The 15356-nt window shown below is 60.6% G+C and carries 15 protein-coding genes; 4 read left to right on the forward strand and 11 right to left on the reverse strand.

The features are described 5' to 3' along the window. Positions 1 to 72 precede the first annotated feature (72 nt). Positions 73 to 975: a LysR family transcriptional regulator gene (locus tag AB3X07_RS10330; protein WP_369944412.1), complete on the forward strand. Its 903-nt coding sequence runs from the start codon at positions 73 to 75 to the stop codon at positions 973 to 975. 194 nt (positions 976 to 1169) lie between these two features. Here the strand turns inward: AB3X07_RS10330 and AB3X07_RS10335 are convergent, their stop codons facing one another. The 11 genes from AB3X07_RS10335 to AB3X07_RS10385 all read right to left on the reverse strand — a co-directional run bounded on the left by AB3X07_RS10335 (position 1170) and on the right by AB3X07_RS10385 (position 11901). Next, entirely contained in the window at positions 1170 to 1919 is a 750-nt protein-coding gene (locus tag AB3X07_RS10335) for a PoNe immunity protein domain-containing protein (protein WP_369944413.1), read from the reverse strand. A gap of 113 nt (positions 1920 to 2032) precedes the next feature. After that, positions 2033 to 2785, reverse strand: a complete 753-nt coding sequence (locus AB3X07_RS10340) for a PoNe immunity protein domain-containing protein (RefSeq protein WP_369944414.1) — start codon at positions 2783 to 2785, stop codon at positions 2033 to 2035. A 91-nt stretch (positions 2786 to 2876) separates the two neighbouring features. Next, the gene (locus tag AB3X07_RS10345; protein WP_369944415.1) at positions 2877 to 3404 is read right to left on the reverse strand and encodes a hypothetical protein; all 528 of its coding nucleotides are present in this window, start codon (positions 3402 to 3404) and stop codon (positions 2877 to 2879) included. A gap of 114 nt (positions 3405 to 3518) precedes the next feature. Then, positions 3519 to 4250: an Imm43 family immunity protein gene (locus AB3X07_RS10350; protein WP_369944416.1), complete on the reverse strand. Its 732-nt coding sequence runs from the start codon at positions 4248 to 4250 to the stop codon at positions 3519 to 3521. A gap of 512 nt (positions 4251 to 4762) precedes the next feature. After that, positions 4763 to 4906, reverse strand: coding sequence for a hypothetical protein (locus AB3X07_RS10355; protein WP_369944417.1), 144 nt, complete (start codon positions 4904 to 4906; stop codon positions 4763 to 4765). A gap of 10 nt (positions 4907 to 4916) precedes the next feature. Beyond that, positions 4917 to 5054, reverse strand: coding sequence for a hypothetical protein (locus tag AB3X07_RS10360; RefSeq protein ID WP_369944418.1), 138 nt, complete (start codon positions 5052 to 5054; stop codon positions 4917 to 4919). Positions 5055 to 5101: 47 nt separating this feature from the next. Then, positions 5102 to 5482, reverse strand: coding sequence for a hypothetical protein (locus AB3X07_RS10365; protein ID WP_369944419.1), 381 nt, complete (start codon positions 5480 to 5482; stop codon positions 5102 to 5104). Positions 5483 to 5657: 175 nt separating this feature from the next. Beyond that, a complete protein-coding gene (locus AB3X07_RS10370; RefSeq protein ID WP_369944420.1) occupies positions 5658 to 6257 on the reverse strand; it encodes a hypothetical protein in 600 nt (199 codons plus the stop codon). Between the two features lie 2 nt (positions 6258 to 6259). Continuing rightward, entirely contained in the window at positions 6260 to 11137 is a 4878-nt protein-coding gene (locus AB3X07_RS10375; protein WP_369944421.1) for an RHS repeat-associated core domain-containing protein, read from the reverse strand. Between the two features lie 43 nt (positions 11138 to 11180). Beyond that, entirely contained in the window at positions 11181 to 11660 is a 480-nt protein-coding gene (locus tag AB3X07_RS10380; RefSeq protein ID WP_369944422.1) for a DUF1795 domain-containing protein, read from the reverse strand. Positions 11661 to 11691: 31 nt separating this feature from the next. Further along, positions 11692 to 11901 (reverse strand): hypothetical protein, encoded by a 210-nt coding sequence (locus AB3X07_RS10385; RefSeq protein ID WP_369944423.1) that lies wholly within the window; start codon positions 11899 to 11901, stop codon positions 11692 to 11694. Between the two features lie 316 nt (positions 11902 to 12217). Here AB3X07_RS10385 and AB3X07_RS10390 point away from each other — a divergent pair, with 316 nt between their 5' ends. The 3 genes from AB3X07_RS10390 (at position 12218) to AB3X07_RS10400 (ending at position 15161) form a co-directional block, all read left to right on the forward strand. After that, positions 12218 to 13117 (forward strand): LysR family transcriptional regulator, encoded by a 900-nt coding sequence (locus tag AB3X07_RS10390; RefSeq protein ID WP_369944424.1) that lies wholly within the window; start codon positions 12218 to 12220, stop codon positions 13115 to 13117. Positions 13118 to 13274: 157 nt separating this feature from the next. Next, positions 13275 to 14168 (forward strand): NAD(P)-dependent oxidoreductase, encoded by an 894-nt coding sequence (locus AB3X07_RS10395; RefSeq protein WP_369944425.1) that lies wholly within the window; start codon positions 13275 to 13277, stop codon positions 14166 to 14168. Positions 14169 to 14213: 45 nt separating this feature from the next. Continuing rightward, on the forward strand, positions 14214 to 15161 hold the full coding sequence (locus AB3X07_RS10400) for a Bug family tripartite tricarboxylate transporter substrate binding protein (protein WP_369944426.1): 948 nt from the start codon (positions 14214 to 14216) through the stop codon (positions 15159 to 15161). The last annotated feature ends 195 nt before the right edge of the window (positions 15162 to 15356 follow it).

The following is a 15356-nucleotide window of genomic DNA, read 5'->3' on the forward strand; positions in this document are numbered from 1 at the left end:
CAATGAGGCAGCCGATGAGGGAATGAGCTGGAGACAGGATCGATGGATTGGAGTTCAACAAGGAAAAACAATATGGAACTACGCCATCTTCGGTGCTTCCAAGTAGTAGCCGAAGAACTTCATTTTTCACGTGCGGCCGAGCGCCTGCACATTGAGCAATCACCGCTTTCCCGCACCATCAAGGAGCTGGAAGCGGATTTGGGAACACAATTGTTCGTGCGGACCACCCGCAGCACGCGACTGACGCGCGCCGGCATGCTCTTCAAGGAGCGCGTGCCCCGGATCTTCGCAGCGCTCCGCCAGGCTTGCGATGGCGCAAAGGCCGCAGCCAACGGGTTCGACGGCCAGTTGCGTATCGCGCTGTCGGATGGCATCACGCCCTCCGGCCTTCCCACGCTCCTGGCCCGATGCCGCGAAGAGGAGCCGGAGACCGACATCAAGCTGTCCGAGGTCACGTTGTCCGAGCAGATCAACGGATTGCGGGACGACCTCTACGACGTTGGGTTCGCTCAGTCCCCCGATGTCGGCGATGGGCTGGTTGCCGAGCCGGTATGGGCAGAAGAACTCGCGGTGGCCGTCCCATCGCGGCATCCTTTGCTGGCGCACAAGCATCTGGCGCTCGAAGAGGTCATGCGCTATCCCCTGGTACTGTGCGATTCCAGGACCTACGAGGGGCACGCCATGCAGGTGGAGCGCATCCTGCAGCGGACTGGCATGGAGCCGCTGGTGGCCGAGCGCGTTTCCTCCATCGACTTGATGATCGCCCTGGTGTCCGCTGGGCTGGCGCTGGGCCTGGCCGGTGCGTCGTACATCGCGCCCAGCCGGGCCGGTGTGGTGATGCGGCCATTGGCGGCACCTGCGCCCATGCTGACCACCTACCTGCTGCGTCCGGACAAGGCACTGTCCGAGCCGTTGGCACGGTTCATCGCTCGCGCGCAAGCGGTCGGCAGTCTGGATGGCCGCGGCGGTAGTTGATCGCAATCTGGCTTGTCGCTCAGGCGCGACGGGGCCAGCCGTGGACTCGCGGACCGGGAGGGGCCGCGAACCACTCGCTTCCCAGCATCGCCTCGTCCTGCTCTATCTCAGTAGGGAGGGTAGCCACACACCGCAACATCAGCCCCGGCGGGGGGGAGGGGGCAAGCAGCAGTGCGGGACGTGCTGAGCAAGCGCTACCCAGCCCTGGCCGCGTCCACCAGATCCTTTGGGTAATAGGGGCTATCGCGCAACGGCTCGTCCTCGATATCGAGCACCATGGCGGCGAGTGCGATGTCGAAGCACCAATAGCCGAAGTACGCGCCTTCCGCACCCTTCAAGCTGTTGGACCAGTAGATCGGTCTCATCTTCGTCTTCCACACCTTAGAGGCGGCAAGCAACTTCGCGGGCCGTTCCGACGGAGGGCAGCGCCACACCTCCAGGAGCGGGGTGTAGACCTTTGGGAACTTGCAGGCTTCCGCCACGGGCCTTTGTGCATCGCCCAAGGCGCGCGCACCTTCGTCGATCAGCGCATCCTGGCCGGGGTGCCCGATTGCACCGATTAGTCGCGTCATCTCCTCCGTGGTGAAGTTCAGCGCTTTTGCGAATGCCATCATGGTCAGCGCGTCGTAAACCGTGTCGAGCGTGATCCGCTCATACATTAGTTTCACGCCTTTTTGTTCTGGCGCTATTTTTGAGACGATACGTGCATGGATTTCATTCGCCGTCACCCAAGTCCAGATGTCCGGGCGAATTTCCTCAAGCGCATCGCCCCTGCTGAACTTGCGCACGCAAAGCTGAAATGCGTACATGCACATGCTGGATGACATGATGGGTCTGCCTTCGATGCGATGAAAGCTCTCAGCAGTCGGCAAGCGCTCAAGTGCTTTTTCTTCTATTTTAATGCTATTTGAAAAATATCCGAAGTCTTTTATTTTGTCTCTCATGTCCATTCCAGGTTTGCTATTGTTCAATTCGGGTTGGTTTATTATTTATTATTGTTTGAGGTGCGGTTGTTAATAGGGAGTTTGAAGCATGCGAAGGCGTAAAATTCCGCCTTCTACTCATTTTTCCTAGCCGCGTCCACCATGTCTTTCGGGTAATACGGGTCGTCGCGCAGCTTCTCGTCGTCGATGCCCAGCACCATGGCAGCAAGGGCCACATCAAAACACCAATAGCCGAAGTAGGCGCCGTCAGCACCGTTCAGGCTGTCGGACCAGTAAATAGGCTTGATCTTCTTCTTCCAGGCCTTGGAAAAGGCGAGCAGCTTTTCGGGGCGCTCCGACGGATCGCAGCGCCATACCTCTAGCAGCTGATCGTAGACCTTGGGGAACTTGCAGGTCTCCGCTACGGGCCTCTGCGCATCACCCAAGGCGCGTGCCGCTTCATCGATCAATGCGTCCTCGCCAGCGTGACCGATGGCATTCACGAGGCGCGTCGTTTCTGCAACGTTGAAGTGGAGCGCCTTGGCGAACGCCATCATGGCCAGCGCGTCGTACACCGTATCCAAGGTCACCCTCTCGTACATGACCTTGTCCTCGTGCTTTGCTGGAAGTGATGCGAGCACGCGCTGCTGCAGTTCCCTGCCTTCGACCCATTGCAAGACGTTCGCCTTGATGGCTTGGATCTCGTCCCCCGCGCTGTAGCGAAGAATGACGATCTGTAACGCATAGAGCACTAGGTCGTGTGCCCTCCCGGGGCGCCCCTCCACCCTCGGAAACTGCTCCGTGTCCTGTAAGCGCTTCAGCATCGCTTTCGTAGCGAAGCTGATGTTGTCAGAGAAGTAAGCGGAGTCCTTGTTACGATCGCGCATTGCTACTGTCCATGGCTAGTCGGTTATTTTTTTGGAGCGAAGAGCTATTGCTTGGTTTCCACGGTAGCACGCAACGCCTGCACTCGACGGGTTAGGGAATAGCTGGCATGCGACCGGAGTCGTCTACAGTTCGATCACCAACCAAATATTCTAGAAATCTGTTGAGGTTCCTGAAGTTTTTGTAATCCGCTCCAAAAAATCTCCACACCTCGGGTTCAGCTTGCCCTGTTCGCCAGACAACATATGTTTCTTCTGGCTCATATGGATTGAACCCAAACAGCGCCACGTCATCCTTACTGACGTTTGCTGGCGGACAGTGGTCCCAATTCTCGATGCGTAATGCAATCCACTCTTGCGCCGTCGCGTCGCCGCCGATGTTTGCTGCATCGGAAACACTCAGCCAATCCTGATCGAGGTTGGCGTTGTTCCATCGACCGCAAAATTTAAAACGCTCCATTAACATGGGAGAAAGCTGGCGGATTTTTCCTGAAAGCGTCATCAGTTCAAGGCTTTCAAGATTGGCAGGTTGAAGTTCCTGATCACCATGGTCAGCGTCTGCTTCGTTTCGCAGACGCAGCCGCTCAAGCAGGCCGCGTGTCGCATTGCTCTCTTGGGTCATTAACAACCTCTAACGTAAATCATTATTTACACATTATTGGCGAGCCTGCGCGACCCTTATCCGGGCAAAAATTCGTCATCTTCGAATCAAAGTACATGTGCCGTATGAATTCCTTCATGGCAGTTTTGGTTTGCGAATGATTTTCTCCTCGGGGAAAAATATTTCTTCAACGCCATGATCAATGATGCGCTTATCGCCTCGAAAACTTGGGAGATCCATCAAATCGACATCAGGCGTCGGAGTCAGCTTGATTCCTTTCAAATCGCGTTTACGCAATTCCAAAAACAATTTTTCTGAAACCACAAGTAGATCCATTCGTTCAGCGACTCTAAATAGATTCGAGTTGCCAGCCAATTTCTCATCCACGACGAGTCTGTACAAGTACTTTAATTTTGGCCGCTTTACTCCCAAGTTGTTGAAAACAACCTTCCCCGCCTCATCCCGTTCCACGCGCAGTTCTGAATGAGAAAAATCTGCGCATGAAATATTTTCATGAAAAACCGCCAAGTGATATTTTTTCTCGATTTTTATTGGTTTCCTATTCTTTCCAATCATGTGTGCATTGATTGGGACTGATGAGAAGTCCACGTTGAAGTCCCGGAGAACTTCTACGAAAAGACTGGAGCAGAAAATAGCATCCTTGTATTGATCGAAAAAATCAAATCCAATTGGTGCGTAGTCAAAAAATACATCGGACTCTCGAAATTTCTCTATTTCCGCCTGGCTCATAGACCTGAAGCCATCTTCGATATGGGCAGCGTCATGCATGGGGAAGGAAACATCGCACCACGCGGGGCAATCACTCCCTCTTTCGGGAGAGCCCTCATAACTGATAAAAAAATGCATATCACCTCAACTTTCCAGCGGCATTTATGTTAGAGCTTGTCCCGTCCGCAAGCTCGTTCTTAAGCTGATTTATGTATATGAACATTTCCTGCTGTGCGGACGTGCCGGACAAGCTTCCGCAAATTTGCGTCAGTTTTGATTTAACGGCAGCGTTATATGTCAAATGATTGGAGTCATGAACGGGGGGCGAACATTACGGCCGCGAGCAGTTTTTGCCTTTTCACTGCATGGCACTGCTTACATTCTTTTTCACACTAGTACCTCAAGATCGTTTCGACGCAGGATCAACGGTTATATCAATAGGACGAATCGGGACGGCCGTTCCCCCACCCCTTGTTTAGGACAGAACCCCGCTGGGTCAATGCTTGGGACATCCCTGGCCAGCGCCAGCACCAAGGCCGGATGCTCGGGCTACAGCGGCCCAGCGCCTTTTCTATTCGCGGGAGCGCTCGGTAGCTGGCCAGTTCGTGCTGGTGTGGGCTCCGCGGCTCTCCTGCAGCAGCCGCAGACCTTCACACGCGAGCTGCGATGCACCAGCCAAGGGTGGCGTAGCGGTAGACCTGCCGGATGGGTTCGCCCTCGCGGCCGGCGCGGATGACAGAGGCGTGGGTCATGCGGTGCAGTGCGTCGTAGCGGCAGTGCAGTTCGGGGTCCACTCCAGCGCATTCAGCTGGGTTTGGAGGTGAAGTAGGCCATGGTGTTGTTGGTGAGATACATGCCATCGACACGATCAAACTTCGCGATGGCATCCGGCCAAGCGATGAAGCGAGCATGAGGCTTCGGACTGACGGTGCCGGCCTTCATGTGTCGGTAATGGGGTAGAGCTTGTGGCCGTACTGCCTGCATAACTTTCAGACGGCCTTGACGAAGGCATCTGTTTCTGGATCTTCCACAGAGTCATAGGAAGCGGCAAGACGGCCATCCATTAATCCATCCGGCGTGTAGTTGGCCCTCTTTGAATGCTGAAACTGAATCAATCCCCTGCCAAAGAAGTCGGGTGTGTACTCCTCTCTAACTGGACTCTTATGGATGTATTTTATTTTATAATCATCTAGATTTGTTATATTTGTATTTAATATTGCGCAAATGGAAGTAAGTGCGCCATGGCACTTATCAATGGACGGTTGAAGGATGATCTCTAGTTTTGGGAGTGGATAGGTATCTATGAATCTCACGCTAGGAATTTCTTGGATCAATATCTTCGAGAACTCTTCTTCATCCTTCTTGGTCATGAAAACTTGAAGGGTCGGCAGGTGCCGCCACCCGAAATTCCTTGGCAAAGTGCTCCCCCGGCGGACGATTGATACCGCCCAGCGCAGCAACATTCCACGTTCGTATCTCGGGGTCAGCCCGTAGATTTTCGGAGGTCTGGGATTTGCCATGACAACACGTATAGGCGCACTTCTTTCATCCGCGCTTGGACGTCAGGTATGCCATCGTGTTGTTGGTCAGATACATGCCATCCACTTGATCAAACTTAGCCACGGCATCTGGCCAAGCAAGAAACTTGGAGTGCGGCTTAGAGCTCACTGTGCCAGTCTCCATATCCGTGATGGGATAGAGCTTTAATGCGTGTTTTTTGCATAGACGCCAGACAGCTTTAACAAAAGCATCAGTCTCAGGGCTTTTTACGCTGTCATACGATGCCATCAGAGCACCATTCCTAAGTCCGCCGGGAGAGTAAGACGCAGTCTTCGAGTGCAGAAATTTTACCATCCCGTCGCCAATGTTCCCCCCGTGGAAAAATCCCTTTCCTCCAATGTCTTTTATATAGTTATTCTTATAATAATCCAAATTAACAATTTCCTCATTGATTATCGCGACCGAGGAGTTTCCTGCGTCGTAACACTCATCGATCGAATTCTTCACCATGGGTGAAGGAGAAGTCCAAGCATAGGTGTCGATGAAATAGACGCTCTTGATTTCCGCCTTCAGGAGTTGAGAGAATACCCGCTCATCTTCGCGCGTCATAAACAATTCGATTGCCAAAAGTTTTTGACTAGACATTTTCACCTTCTCGTTACAGTGCCCGTAGGCATCTGGGATGCATCCAGCGTCCCCGGAGCGGGGAGGCTTCCCTTGGGAACAGTTATGACGACTGCATTCGGATCCTGTTGGGTGATGCGTACTGCATTGTTCCACTCACGCTGGCTCATACCGTTCACGGTACCCTTATCCACTGTCTGGATGTAAACGGTACGCCCTTGGCCATCCTCGAACGTCATGTCGGTATAGGAAGCCCCTTTACGCCCATTACCACTCAACGGTTTCAAATAGGTCTCTGGTTGTTCAATCCCCGTCGTGGCATTGCGCCCACCTCGATCATGGTTATACGTAGGGTTTTCGGCTTGGAACTGATCCCGCACCTGGTCCATATGGCTTTTGGTCGCGGCATTGCCTCTACGGCACCAGCCAAGCGGGTCGGTCCAAGTTATGGGGTTGAACGCATATTGGTGCAGATTCACCCCGCCTGCCAAGCCGATCGGATCAGGCGTAGTGAAGGCGCCAATGTCCGGGTCATAGTATCGGAAGGTGTTGTAATGCAGCCCCGTCTCCCGGTCCAGGTACTGCCCCTGCATGCGCAGGTTCTGCGGCAGGGGCGCCGCGCCCGGCTGCGTCCGGGTGCCGGTCTCCGCCATTGGCGCATCCACGGGGCGACCTGCTGCATCGAACGCTTGCCATTCCTCAGTGACCGCGCTGCCCCACACGCGGTATTGCGCCCGCCACACCAGATGGCCGTCGCGATCGCTCATCTCTTCGGGCAGCCCGTTGGGCTGAAGGTGGAAGTAGTAGATGCGCGCCGAGGCCTGCGACGAGTCGGGAGTCGGAGGCACGGAATTTACCTGCGGCTTCGGCTCCTGTTCCGCGCTCCGCGTCCCACGCTCGCGCGCTTCCAGCTCGGCCATCCAGCGCGCCGTCGCGCCTACCGGCCCAGCCACCGCATGGTAGGCATCGCTCGCGTCCGCATTGGTAACGGGGATGGAGCGGACCTTGCCCTCCGCCGGGTCGCTGCGGGGGGCGTGCCCGGCCAGCGCCAGCACCGCGGCCGGATGCTCGGGCTCCAGCGGCCCAGCGCCGTCGATGCGTGCCAGCGGCCGGTGGCTGACGGGTTCGTACACGTAGGTGCTGGTTTGGGCTCCGCGGCTCTCCTGCAGCAGCCGCAGGCCTTCCCACACGAACCGCGTCTCGCCGAAGTCGTCCTCCTTGGCGATGCGCCGGCCCAGCGGGTCGTAGCGATAGCGGAAGACCTGGCGGATGGGGTCGCCCTCGCGGCCGGCGCGGATGACGGAGGCGTGGGTCATGCGGTGCAGCGCGTCGTAGCGGCAATGCAGTTCGGTGTGCGCGCCGATGCGCTTGCGCACCAGGCGGCCGAAGCCGTCATAGTCGTAGCGCTTGTCCTGCAGCACCTTCACCCGGTTGTGCCGCACCCATCCACGGCTGCCCTCGGCGCCCTGCGGCACGGGCGCGTCCAGCCGGTTGCCGGCCGGGTCGTAGTGGAACACCTCGTGCAGCGCCTGTTGCAGGGCCGGAGACACGCCGCCCACAGCGCCCGCGGCCTGCAGCGTGGCCGACAGGACATGGCCTGCCGGGTCGTAGCGGTAGCGCGTCTCCCCATTGCGGCTGTGGCGCGTGCGCACCAACTCACCCGCGGCGTCGTAGTCCCATTGCTTGCGCAGGCCGTCCGTGGGCACTGCCAATCCCGGCGAGGTCGTCGCGTCCGGCATCTGTTGAGCCCAGTCGCCGCCTACACGCAGGCTCGCCGATTGGGTCCACTGCGCCCGCTGCCGGCCCAGCGGATCGTAGGCCCAGCGGCTCGCCCAGCGCCCCTGCGTGCGCAGCACCTCGCGGTGCAGGTCGTCGCGCTCGATGTCGGCCACCACGACGCCGTCCAGGCTGATCTGGTGGACATGGCCGCTGCCGTAGTGCAGGTGGCGCAGCACGCGCCCGTCCGGCAGTTCGGTGGCGAGGCGGTTGCCCAGCGGGTCGTGCGTGTGGCGTAGAACGGTGTGCGTGCCCGCGTCGGCGTCCCGCGCCGAGTCCAGGACCAGGTCTCCCAGCAGGCTGTAACCGAATTCCGCCGCCTGCACGGGCGACTGGCCTGCATCATCGAGCGTTTGCGCGCGCACCAGCCGGTTCATCCTGTCGTAGGCGAAGCGCTGCACGATGGTGTCTTGCGGAGACGGTGCGCGCGCCACGGCCTGCACGCGCTTTTCGATCAGCCGGCCGATGGCATCGCGTTCGTAGGCGGTCTGGATCGGCGCGGCCGGCGCGTGGCCCGGTATCGCGTGCTCGATCACGTCGTCCTCGCCCGGGTCTTCCCGCAGTGCTACCACGCGCCCCAGCGCATCGTGCGCGAATGCCCGCCGGCTACCGTCCGGCCGCAATTCCTGCACCATCCGGTTGGCCGTGTCGTAGGCAAAGCGGTAGGTGGCGCCGTTCTCGCTGACGAGGCTCGCGAGGCGGTGCGCTGCGTCGTAGCCCAGGTGGACCGTGCTGCCGTCGGGCCGCTGCAGCGCCAGCAGCTTGCCGTGGATGTCGTAGCGGTAGTGCGTGAGCCGGTGGCTCGAATCGCCGGCTGACACGAGCTGGTCCGCGTCGTCGTAGCTGTATCTTGCCGCTGTTCCGTCCGCCCGCGTCACGCTCAGCAGCCGCCCGAGCGCGTCATGCACGTAATGCGTGGTCTGCCCCAGCGCATCGATGTGCTTGCTCAGGAATCCATTGGCGTCGTACTCGAAGCGCGTGGTCTTGCCCGAGCAATCGGTGTGGCGCACCAGCAGGGCGCGTTCGTCCCAGGCCCATTGCTGGCGTCCACCGTTCGCGTCGATGGTGACCACCGGCAAGCCGCGGGGGTCGTGCACCGTGGATTCGCGCCAGCGCGCTTCGCCCTCACTGCCCGGGATATGCGGGGGCGAACCCGGATCCTGCGGCGGCCCGAGCACCTCCGTGCGGTTCCCGCGGTCGTCGTAGGTGTAGTGCCAGCGGGTACCGTCCACGGCGGTGGCCGCGCGCACGCGCTGCAGGCGTTCGTGCCAGTCCAGCCGGGCGGTCTGCCCCAGCGGGTCGGTGGCACCGGTCAGGTTGCCCAGGCGGTCGTAGGTGAAGGTGAACCGGCTGCCGTCCGCACGCGTCCAGGCCAGCAGTTGCCACAGCTCGTTCCACTCCATGCGCTGCACCTGCCCCAGCGGATCCTCGATGCGCGTGACGTTCTGGTCCGCATCGTGGTCGAAGAGCTGCACCCGTCCGATGTGGTCCGTGACGCGCGTGCGCCGATCGCCGGGCCGTTCGCCGGGCAGGTCGTATTCGAAGGTCCAGGCGGTGGCGGGCATGCCCGGGGCAGCGTCCTCCAGCCAGTGCTGCACCACGCGGCCTTCGGGCGCGGGCCGGTCCCACCGGTAGCGGGCCACCAGCCCGCTCGCGAAGGTCTGCGCGACAAGGGTGGAGCCCTCCCAGGTGAAGCGCCGCACGCAGCGCCCCAGGCGGTCGATGACCTGGGCGAGCTGGCCATGGGCGTCGTAGCGGTATTCGACCAGCGTGCCGGCCGGGCCGCCCGCCGTGAGGTCCACGCGCACGAGGCGCAGCCCGCCGGCCTGCGCATAGCGCAGCGCGAGCCGGTGGCCCGCGCTGTCGGTCACATGCCGCACCACACCGTCGGCATCGCGGTGGAAGTCGATGGTATTGCCGTTGAAATCCGCCCATTGCTGCAACCCCAGGCGTTCGCCATCGCTGCTGCCGGCGCGCTGGCCGAAGCAGTAGATCCATCCCAGCGCAGGCATGCCAATGAAGTAGGCGCCGTTCTCCCCGCGGCTCAGTTGCACACCTTCCGGCACGCTGAACATCTGGCCGCCGGGCGGCAGGTCGTCGAAGGGGACGTCGCGGCCGGACTCGTCGATGAAGTGCGCCTTGCCGCCCTCGAAGACCAGCTCCACGCTGAAAGGCAGGCTCCAGCCCGTGCCCAGCGCGCCCGTGCGCCCGTCGCAGGACGCATACGTGCGGCGCCAGACGATGGGCAGCGCTCCGGGCAGGCTGAAGTCGGTGTCGTCATCGCCCAGCAGCACCTTGGCGCCGGTCACCACATGCACAGGCTTGCCTTGCAGGAAGTTGCCGACGGCCGTGCCCGCGCTTTTGCCCCAGCCGCTCACGGCGGAATGCCCGCCGTCGAACGACGGCAGGATCTCTCCCATCACCTTCGCGCCCACGACACCGGTGAGCACGGCCATCCCGAAGCATTTGAGACCGGCCTTGAGCGCGCCGGTGGCGCCGCCGATGATGCCCCCCCAGAAGCGGGCCTGGCTGGCGAGTTCTCGGTCGGAGGCCGGTATCTCCTGGTCCCGAAAACGCGCGATGGGGACCGATTCCCCGCCTATGAAGACATCGTCTGAGCCCTTGCTGATCTTCGCCTCGCAGTCCAGGCAGTCGCCTTCTCGCGCGGCGCGGTAGCTGTCGATGAAGACGTTCTCGCTGCCGTAGATCACCAGGCTGGTGGGCGGGCTGTGCTTGGCGCATTGGCCCACATCCAGCCCGGTCCGGATCGCCGGCTTACCGTTGATGAAGACCGTGCTCGATCCGGTCGCTTCGAGCTTGCCGCAATCGGAGGTCAGAGTTCGCCCGAAGGCTTCGCCGAAGGATTGGATGAAATCGCCAGCCAGGCTCGCGATATGTGCGATGGCGAAAGAGCCCAGCACAATGCCGATGCCGACGGCAATGCCGGCCAGCGTGCCGAGGCCCGGGCATATGATCGTTCCGCCGGCAATCGCGCTCGCGACGAGCTCCGTGACCGCGACGGCCGTGCCGAATTCGAGCGCGGCCGCAATCGCGGCCCCTGCCGCATGCCCCTCGCGTGCATAGGTGTGGGCGATCGGGTCGTGCAGTCGGGCGGCCTTGGGCATGGCTTGGAGCGGTAGAACTAGTGCGGGAAGAAGAGCGGCGGCCTCACGCGCGCAGGCGCAGGCTGTGCAGAATCGAGGCCCAGTGGGCGATGTGCTCCTCCTTCCAGGGACCGGCGTGGGTTCCGGTTACGACCAGAACCCGTCGTGCGGGCATCTCCGCGAGCACGACCTTCTGGTGGATGGGGTGGCCCTGCTTGGTGTAGGTGACGTAGGCACCAGCAGCGTTGTGCGCTCCACCACTGGCCGAGACAGATGCCGATGTTGGCTGCGCACCCGCGTGCGCATTCAGCGGCAGATGGGTCGTGCCGAACTCCAGCTCCTTGAACTGCTTGCCCGACGTGGACAGCGCCTTGACCTGCTCGCGCAGCAGTTGCTCGACACTCCCGCCCTCGTCGAAGTAGTCGCGCGTGATGACCACGCTGAAAGGCAGTGCGGGATCCCCGAAAACCAGCACGTTCACGCTGCGGTCGATGAAGCTGCCCTCGGGCAGGTCGAAGGTGGCTTCCTGGATGTGGTACTGCATGGATCGTTCCGCGGCTGGGGCCGCGGAAGGGTCAGTTGATGTTGACGGGCTTGCCCAGCACGTTGAGCACGTCCTTGAGCTCGATGAGCCCGTTCTTGCCGCGGATCTCCACCTTGCCTTTGTCCTCGCTCAGCAGGTCGATGTCGAGGCCGAAAACCTGGCTCAGTTCTTCTCGCCCCTGCAACTGCCGGAACTGCAGCTGCTCTCCCAGGGGCGTCTGTATGGTGACGCGGCGTGTCATGGTGCATGGCCCGCAGTCGAAATGGACTGCACGGACGAGTCGGAATGGCCGGGATCATAGGCTGGAGGTATGCGATTGAAAAGATATGCGGCGCGCGGATCTGTTTTCAAACGTTACGGCGAATTACGAGATATATGAATCAGTTGGCGCGCGCCCTGCAACTGGCGAGGTGGTGGCAAGCTGATGACCCAAGTATTCCAAGAAAAATTTATCGACTGCATAATAAATTGCATCGCCAGTCCTTCCTCTATGCGGCGATCCTGCTGGTCTGGATTTCAAGCAACAAGAGGTCAAGATGCGATTTCGTCTACGTCAAATGGAAGTGTTCCGCGCAGTCATGCTGGCCGGATCGATAAAAGGGGCGGCAAAGCTGCTTTCCATGTCCCAGCCCGCCGTGAGCCGAGGAATCGCGCACACGGAGCAATGCCTCGGATACCCCCTGTTCGAGCGTGTTGGCGGCCGCCTCTGCGCTACGGAGGAGGCGAAAGCCCTGATCGCAGACGTGGAGTCGTGCTATCTACACGCACTCCAGGTCAACGACCTGGCGGCTAGTCTTCGCAACGGGTCTGCCGGTACTTTGACGCTTTGTTCGAGTCCATGCCTGTCCCGCGGAGTCGTCGCCCGTGCGGTTGCTCGATTCCTGGCCCGCTACCCGAAGGTGCATGTGCAACTGCGGACGTGCACGCTCGGGGAAATGCCACGCGTGCTCCTGAGCAACCAGGCAGACTTGGCTATCGCAGTCGTCCCATTGGAGCATGTGAACCTGGAAGCCGAGGTGGTGACCTCGGGGCGCATGGTTTGCGTGATGCCCGTGGACCATCCGCTGGCATCGAAGGAACGGATCAGCTTGCAGGACCTCGCCAACGTCCTAGTGATCGCTCCGCATCCGAGTATCGCGGGTGGCCAGTTGATCGAGGCCGCGCTCAAACGGATTGGCGCGTCACTGAATTCACGCTTCGATGTCTGGCAGATGGATGTCGCGTGCGCGCTCGCCGCATCGGGGATTGGCGTGGCCTTGGTCGATGAATTCACGGTGCAGGCGCACCATGACGATCGTCTCAGGGCAGTGCCGATCGCCGAGGACATCTTGCTTACCCCGGCGGTGTTGCGCTCGTCGCTTGGCGTCGCAAGGCCCTATGTCGCCCCATTCATCGCTGCCTTCAAGGAGCAGGCGGCTCAAGAGCGGATGGACTTCGCACCGTCCATGGCGAATTGAAATGGCCTCTTATGGGCAACATAAATAATTGTTGAAATGCGCAGGAGGTAGTCGATCAATTAACCAATATGCATACTGCACCGGATATTTAGCAATCGTCACATTCCACCTGTCGGCATAGCATTTCGGCCGTTCAGTGCATTACCGGGAGGGGATGATGCGTATTGGTTTGATCGGGGCTGGAAATATCGGCCGGCATTTCGTCAGGCATTGGGTTGGGGCAGGGCATGCGGTTATCGTGATCGACTGCAACGCTGCAGCCGTATCCGCGGCGCTGGAATATGGTGCGGTCGCAGCGGATGGATTGGATGAGATGCTGGCTGACGTCAGCGTGGTCTGCATGAGCTTGCCAACACCCGACAGCGTGCTGTCGTTCGTTCGGGAGTTGGCGGGACGCTCAGGGCAACGTAGACCGAATGTGCTTGTCGATCTGTCCACGATAGGGCCAGAGGCCACCCGTGAGGCGAAGGCATTGATGGACGAGGCAGGCGTGCGTTTCCTGAGCGCTCCCGTAAGCGGAGGGCTGACAGCTGCTGTGCGCGGTGAGCTGACCATCATGGCTGCTGGCTCGCTGGATGCATACGGAAGCGCATTGCGCGCCTTGGAAGCCATCGGAAAGCACGTCTTCTACCTCGGCACTGACGTGGCCAGCGGGCAAACCCTCCGGGTACTCAACAGCCTGCTCTATGCGACGACGATGCTCGCAAGTTTCGAGGTGATGGCCTGCGGCGCCGCTGCCGGGATTGAACCGTACATGGTCCTGGACGTCATCAATCGATCGAGCGGAAGGTCGTTCGCCACGCAGGAGCGGCGCGCTAGCGGGCTGCTGGACCGGAGCTTTCCGCCGCGCTTCAGCAGCGGCCTTCTCCGCAACGACGTGCATCTGGGGCTCCAGGCCGCCGAGGCGCTTGGCGTGCCGATGGATGTGTGCCGCACGGCGTTGCGCCTGCTCGACGTGGTGATCGCGGATGGACCCGGCGAGGCGGTCAACACCACAGCCATTCAGTCCTTGGACCGGGTGGCCGAGGTCACTTTCAGCAGCGCGCCTTGAGCGCCGATCTGCGAGCCGGACAGAACAATCAACCGAATAGAAACCATGAAGAAACGCATCGTCGCATTCCTCATTGCCGTGGCGCCGTTGGTTGTTGCCGCGTTTCCGGACAGGCCGATCCGGCTTGTGGTCCCGATGTCCGCTGGCAGCATCACGGATGTCGTGGCGCGAACACTGGCCGACGCGATGGCGATACGCCTGAAGCAGCCGATCGTCGTGGACAACCAGGCCGGCGGCGGCAACTTGGTAGGCACGATGGCGGCGGTTCGTGCTGCACCGGATGGCTACACATTGCTCATGGTGGGCGTCACCAATGGAGCCAGTAACTTGGCGGTCATGAAGTCTCTTCCGTACGATCCCCGGAAGGACTTCACCCCGATTTCCTTGATCGGCGAGTCCCCCTTCCTGCTGGTCTCCAGCAAATCGCTGCCTGTCCGGTCTGCGCAGGAACTTGCCGCCTATGGCAAAGCCCATGCTGGCAAGCTTTCCTATGGGTATGGGGCGGGGAGCACCCAGTTGATGGCCGCTCGCTTTGTGTCGGCGATGGGCTTCGACGCCACCGCGGTGGGCTACAAGGGAACGCCGCAGGCCATGGCGGATTTGATAGGCGGCAACACGGACTTTGTCGTTGCCGATCTCGTCAACGGCATGCAGGCGGTGCGTTCCGGGCGCGTGACCGCGCTGGGTGTCACGTCCGCACGGCGCACGCCGCTTGCGCCGGACATCCCGACGCTTGCGGAGCAAGGCATCCGGGACTACGACCTGACCGCGTGGATTGGTGTGGCGGCTCCTGCGAACACCTCACCCCAGATCGTCGCTCTGCTCAACGCCACGCTGCGCGAGGTGCTTGCCGATCCAGACATCAAGCAGCGCTTCGATAACGTGGGCCTGGCCGTGTCGCCTTCTTCGCCTGAGGAGTTCGGCCGACTGATCCGCGAGGACATCGAGAAATGGGGCGAAATCGCCAGAAGTACCGGCATCGCACCCCAATGAGGCCGCGCCCGCGAGCAGCTGAGCGGCCCACACGCCGCTGCATCGCTTCGGATCGCGGTCAGGGCTGACGACCTGCCCGGGCCAGCGGCCCCGGCATTCCACTTTCTTTATTTGCATGCCCGTTTGGGCAGGGGCGAACTCGCGCCCCAATAGGCCGGGTGCCCGCATGCGCGGTGCCCGGGAGGAGAGACACGA

The sequence above is a fragment of the Xanthomonas sp. DAR 35659 genome, from assembly GCF_041242975.1.
GTDB classification, from domain to species: domain Bacteria; phylum Pseudomonadota; class Gammaproteobacteria; order Xanthomonadales; family Xanthomonadaceae; genus Xanthomonas_A; species Xanthomonas_A medicagonis.